The following is a 5,256-nucleotide window of genomic DNA, read 5'->3' as shown; positions in this document are numbered from 1 at the left end:
GTGCAATAACAATACTTGGTGCATTGCGTTGAAGTGCCGGGCGAAAGACCTCAGCCACCCGGATCTGCGATGAGTTGACCGAGCCTTTGTACACATCTGCAATACCAAGCACCATGCTCTTTGTATTCAACATGATGACGCGCAGGTGTTCAACATCGAAGGTACTCATGTCACCGCATATCGCTGCGGCATCGCCAGGTGAGTTGACCGTTACGCGATCCATGCTTGTCATGGAAAGGCGGCGCGATAAAGCCAGCGCAGATTTGATGCGCGCGGCAGTTGCCTCGCCAACTCCAGAGATGGAGACCAACTCGACAACCGAGGCTTGAAAGAGCAGGTGCAGGTCGCCTTTGAAATGAGCAACGATGGATTCCGCGATCTCGATCTGTTTGGGACCGCCGATCATGGCGGATAGCAGTTCAAGATTGGTGCAAGCCGCCGAATCAGTCAGGGACCGTTGAGCGGGTGTCTCGCGCAGGGCGAGTAGTTGTAGTTTTGAGGGGGTGTATGAAACACCCATAAATGTTGTTTGCATGAAAGCAGACCTCCGAATGAATTTAGGCAGATCTGATTGACCTGTCCCGCCTGCTGATAAGGGTGCTTATAAACAGGCGGTGCATGTCAATATAAAAAAGAGGAACGCGGGTAGCGTCCCTCTGGTTGGTGTTTATTCTTTTTGCAATATCAGTGACGGGGAAGTGATAACCTCCTCAACACTGCTCTGGATTTGCGCAGAAGAACGAGGTGCTCAAACTCAGCCAGAACATGCTCAAAACGCAGCGCGTCAAACAATACCCGAAGGCTGATTTCCATCCGAGAAGAACTCAACCCCCGCTGTGTTTGTGATAGCAAAGGAAGCGGATCGTTCCTTCACTGTACAACTGGATTTCGTGGCCACGTAAGCCATCTTCGCAACTGTTGAATAAGGAGCTGAGCGTGTCTTCGTCAGTGAAGCCGCCTTTTTCAACGATTTCCTGATGAGGCAGGTTGTCATCTTCGATCACGGATATCCAATCAATACTCGAAAAATAGAATCGAACTTCCGAGCATGATTTGGCGAAGAACTGCATGAGTCGCGTGAGCGCGAGATACCAGGTGATCCGAAGTACGACCGATGGCCGTACTTCAAAGGCGCAATGGCTGGGTTCATCGCTGTACTCGTCATTGGATTGAACCGGTGAGACGTAGGTTGGAAATTTTGTTTGCATCGTGTTACATACCTCAAAATGTTTGACTTAGATGGGAAGCAGAACGGGCTGCGGGACTTTGAGCCCCTTGAACGGATCAGCCTCTTCCTGACTGCGAGACAAGGGCATCGCAATCACTGAAGCGAATGCTCCAGTCACCATTGCGGGCGCAGCCTTTTCACCTGTCGGGAATGTGATCGTAATTTCATCCTGCGCGATGGATGAAACAATTGCCTGGCGCAGCACGTTCATGCCATACGCCAGTACCAGACTTGTTTCTTTTGAACCTCCCTCAAAGGGAATGCTGTCCACGGCTCGACCGATCTTTTTATCTTCATCCTCCGCCAGGAGCCAGAGATAACCGCCTTTGGCCTGTAGATACAACGCGCCGCTTATCGTGCGTGCGCGGCGCAGAAAGGATTCAAGTGCTTTCTTTTGGACAACGATCTGCATACCCTTCGGTGTACTGCCGCGCAAGATCTGTACATAGTCCACATAATCCCTGCCCAGCATTGGAATGATGAACACCGCTTCGCAGTCCACACGTGTGATCGAAACGGTCATACTCGCTTTTTGGAACGCCAGGCTGATGATGTCGGACTCCATAGGTTTTGCCGCGCGCACCAGGCGAGCCAGGGCATCCGCGGAATACACTCCCTTCACCGCTTCGCTTGCGCTGCGTGTCTTAAAGCTCGCAACACTCAGGATGAAACCATCTGCCGCCACTGAAGTAATTTCACTTTTTGCGGGATCTGCATGAAGATACAGACCTGTCAGTGTGGCACGGGCAATGTCATCGCTGGCGGCTTCCCCGACACGAACCATGTGGGCAAAGCTCAAGCCATCAAGTGTGATCGCAGCGTCCTGCCCGGGGAAAGTATCTTCCGCAAGCCCCACGCTTTGGATCAATTTCAGGGTGGCGCATGAACCCATCTCTTTGACGGTCAGGCTGTTTTCGGAAAAAGTCAGTTCCAACAATGTGTCTGTACTCAGCGCAAGCACATCCACAAATGCCTGGCCATCCAGCATTTGCCAATGCTGCATATCCGTGCCTGTAAAAGAGGCGGGGATAGCAACATACGCGCTGCCACCTTCAAAGCCAAGCGAGCTAAACATTTCCAGACGCTTGTCTTTCAGGCGTATTTGGATGCAGGATATTGGGGGCATTTTCTTTGTAAAGAAGGGCTGGACAATGCTTGCGGCGTTTGCCAGTTCTGATTTTTGGATCGTAATCGTTGTAGTCATGGTGACATACCTCCATAAGTTATTAAGCGTCTGCGTTTTCACAGGCCGCTTCGCATGATCTTGTGTCGGGCACAATAGCACGCAAAGAAGTCCATAAAAAAGTAGCGAGCAGGGTCAAAAGACTCCACTCGCTTTCTCGTCACCGTGCCTTATGGCGGACGGCGGCATCCAGACGGCGATCCAGGTCATATCGTCCGCTCTTTGCATACCAGATTGCGTATGCATTCGAGACAAACAGAACGGCCATGGTCACGATCAAGACACACATGAAAGCGTTTAACATGCTGCACCTCTCTCAGGGGATTGGGCGAATAGCCCACAGATACAAAATTCACCTGCCCTTGAAAGAGCATTCAGGATGCTATTCCAAAGGCAGGTACTGAGAGAAGCGCAGACATATTATTGTGGAGCAAGAAAAGACCCTGCCCGCAGGCACCCCGCCGGGAGTCGAACCCGGCACTCCCACATGCTCGATGCAAGAGTGATTCCTTTCGGGGTGAAGGTGAGACGCGCAAGATCTACGCGTCTCGATCGTGCTGTGAAAAAGCTGGCTAGGCGGGTTCGCCTTCCAGATCTTCTTCGGGAACCGCAGCGTTTTCATCAAACGTGAACGGCTCGATGGACAACGCATAGATCACCATTTTCTGGTGCTTCACGCCATCCTGTCCGTCCCACTCTTCCATACCCATGCGTCCCTTCACAGTGAAGCGATCCTTGTTCTGAACGTCCGCAATGCTCTGCACGAGCGCAGTCACATTGTCGTCCTTCGAGAAGGCTTTCACGTCAAAGAAGACCGACGGCTTGTATTCGCCGGTCGCCTTGTCTTTTCCCTGAGAGAGAAAGGCGCGTGTGAATGCAAAGGGGTGACCTGCCTGGGAGACTTTCATCTCGCCAGCGGCAATCGCCATGAGGGTGAAGATAACGTAATTGGACGGGCGGTTCTTGAAATTGGTATTGCTATTGGCAGCCATGTGGCATACCTCCTTTAAAGTTAGTGCGGGTGTTCGGCATCATCCCGCGTTAGCCTGCATCAAAGGATGCAAAATATTCCTTCGGGGATCGAACCCGATCACGCCCACGTGCGCGGAACAAATAAGAAATCCCCTGAAAAGTTCTTCAGGGGATTGATAGTAGATTGGGCGAGTAGCCCATTTATTCAGATGTATTGGCAGAACGCGGACGAAACGTCTCGGGATCCTGTTTAATGCCGTACAGGTCGTGCATGATTGTTTCGAGGATAGTGTCCTCACTTTCGTGGCGCTCTTGTGCCCGATTCGAAGTAGTTCAGCAGCGCATGAAGGTCGTACATACTTGCGAAGACGAGAAGAATATCCTGGATAAAGTTGCGGGGAAATTTCGCCTCGCTTTTCCTCTCGATAAAATCAAGCAGGCGATTGATTCGGACGGCCTGTTCCTTTCCATTGCTCTTGCTGGTCATGACGACATACCTCCTTTCGAGTGGATATATTTATTCAGATGTTTCTTTCGCAGGCTTGCCAACGGGTCCACCGTGGAGCTGCTCGCAATGTGTACGAACTGCACAGAAGTCACAGCGCCAAAACTCCTCCGCATCATCAATGACGGGTGGCAGGGTGTCTAACAACAATGTGCCCAGTCTTCGCTTCAGCAGTTCAAGAGCCGCTGCGCGGTCTAGCTGAACATCGCAACGCACAACGCCTTTCTGTGAAAGATAGGCAATCTGGGCACCGCTGGAATGTTCCACTGGTTTGGCAAGGTTGTGTTTCTTTGCCAGAAAAGCGGCGTTCTTCTCGATCAGCAGCGCATACAGGTTGACCTGTTCCACATGCGAAGAGCGCGCTTGCGCAGGACGATAGATGCGCGAGATGGCGGAGGAACGCGGGTTAAGCGGTCCGCAATTGCGACAGGTCAGGCCATCGTCGCCTTTGTACATTTCCAGATCACAGTGATTGCAGATCGGAACTTTGCGTCCAAAAGGCGGATTGCCCGTCACTTTATAGTCCGTGATGAACCAGCCATCTTCCATTAATTCGATCAGGTCCGGAGTCCCAACCAACAGGACAGACTTGCCCAGAAGTTTGAACTTCCAGGTCAATGTCTCTTCGGTGATGCCGCCCTGATAGGCTGAAAGTGCAGCGTGATACCCGGAGCCAAAGGTCATGCGATACATGCCTGAAGGCTTTTCCCAGAAGGGGTGCTGTTTCTTCAGCCGATATTGACGCGGGCAGCCCAACAGTTCAGTGGCCGAGAAACCAACTTCTGCACCAGACTTTTGTGCGAGTTCGTTGGCGTATTCAGGGGAGCGGATCGAGCTTGCGATATCGTGAATAATGGCAGGCACCATTGGGCAGCCTGGTGCGCCGCGCTTGGCACATGCCAAGCATTCTTGAAACGTGACTGGTTCTTCGGTGACTTCACAAAGGAATCCAACCAGACCAACCGGTATTGTGATTATGGTGGCCATTGGCTAATTCCGAGCGCGCGGTTGCGGGCGGCGAGAGTCAACAACTGCATCGTTAAATGCCGGGCTGAAGATATAGGTCACAGCTGGGATCAGCAGAAAAAAGAGGAGAGCCATCCCAAGAGCAAATGACGATACTCCTAGCTCGTCCAGGTGATGAGCGCGGCATTAACCAGGAGATTGTCATATACAAGGCAATAACAGCCGGGATTGATACTACGCGCTCAAGCTTCTTGCGGCGTTCGCGATCCTTTGTAAACTGAGCGAGGATGGAAAGAAATCCAAACTGGATCCCCCACATCACGATAATAATTGAAGCAAACATGTTGCATACCTCCGATGTTGAAATGTGAATCGGCAAAGCCGCTTCCAGATACCGGCATC

Annotated in this window: 8 protein-coding genes; all 8 read right to left on the bottom strand. The window is 51.8% G+C overall.

Translation table 11 applies throughout. From position 1 onward, the window contains the following. Positions 1-535 (bottom strand): JAB domain-containing protein (locus IPI86_RS09035; protein ID WP_345297676.1); only part of this gene is annotated, 535 nt, incomplete at its 3' end. A 289-nt stretch (positions 536-824) separates the two neighbouring features. Continuing rightward, positions 825-1,208, bottom strand: a complete 384-nt coding sequence (locus IPI86_RS09030) for a hypothetical protein (RefSeq protein ID WP_345297675.1) — start codon at positions 1,206-1,208, stop codon at positions 825-827. Between the two features lie 27 nt (positions 1,209-1,235). Beyond that, positions 1,236-2,432: a hypothetical protein gene (locus tag IPI86_RS09025; RefSeq protein WP_345297674.1), complete on the bottom strand. Its 1,197-nt coding sequence runs from the start codon at positions 2,430-2,432 to the stop codon at positions 1,236-1,238. 139 nt (positions 2,433-2,571) lie between these two features. Beyond that, positions 2,572-2,715: a hypothetical protein gene (locus tag IPI86_RS09020; RefSeq protein ID WP_345297673.1), complete on the bottom strand. Its 144-nt coding sequence runs from the start codon at positions 2,713-2,715 to the stop codon at positions 2,572-2,574. 268 nt (positions 2,716-2,983) lie between these two features. Then, a complete protein-coding gene (locus IPI86_RS09015) occupies positions 2,984-3,403 on the bottom strand; it encodes a hypothetical protein (protein ID WP_345297672.1) in 420 nt (139 codons plus the stop codon). Positions 3,404-3,678: 275 nt separating this feature from the next. Beyond that, the gene (locus IPI86_RS09010) at positions 3,679-3,870 is read right to left on the bottom strand and encodes a hypothetical protein (protein ID WP_345297671.1); all 192 of its coding nucleotides are present in this window, start codon (positions 3,868-3,870) and stop codon (positions 3,679-3,681) included. 30 nt (positions 3,871-3,900) lie between these two features. Then, a complete protein-coding gene (locus tag IPI86_RS09005) occupies positions 3,901-4,875 on the bottom strand; it encodes a hypothetical protein (protein WP_345297670.1) in 975 nt (324 codons plus the stop codon). A 52-nt stretch (positions 4,876-4,927) separates the two neighbouring features. Beyond that, positions 4,928-5,256 (bottom strand): hypothetical protein (locus IPI86_RS09000; protein WP_345297669.1); only part of this gene is annotated, 329 nt, incomplete at its 5' end.

It is taken from the genome of Candidatus Villigracilis affinis, assembly GCF_016705895.1.
GTDB classification, from domain to species: domain Bacteria; phylum Chloroflexota; class Anaerolineae; order Anaerolineales; family Villigracilaceae; genus Villigracilis; species Villigracilis affinis.
The sequence above is the reverse complement of the archived record's forward strand: the minus strand, read 5'-3'. Positions and strand labels throughout refer to the sequence as shown.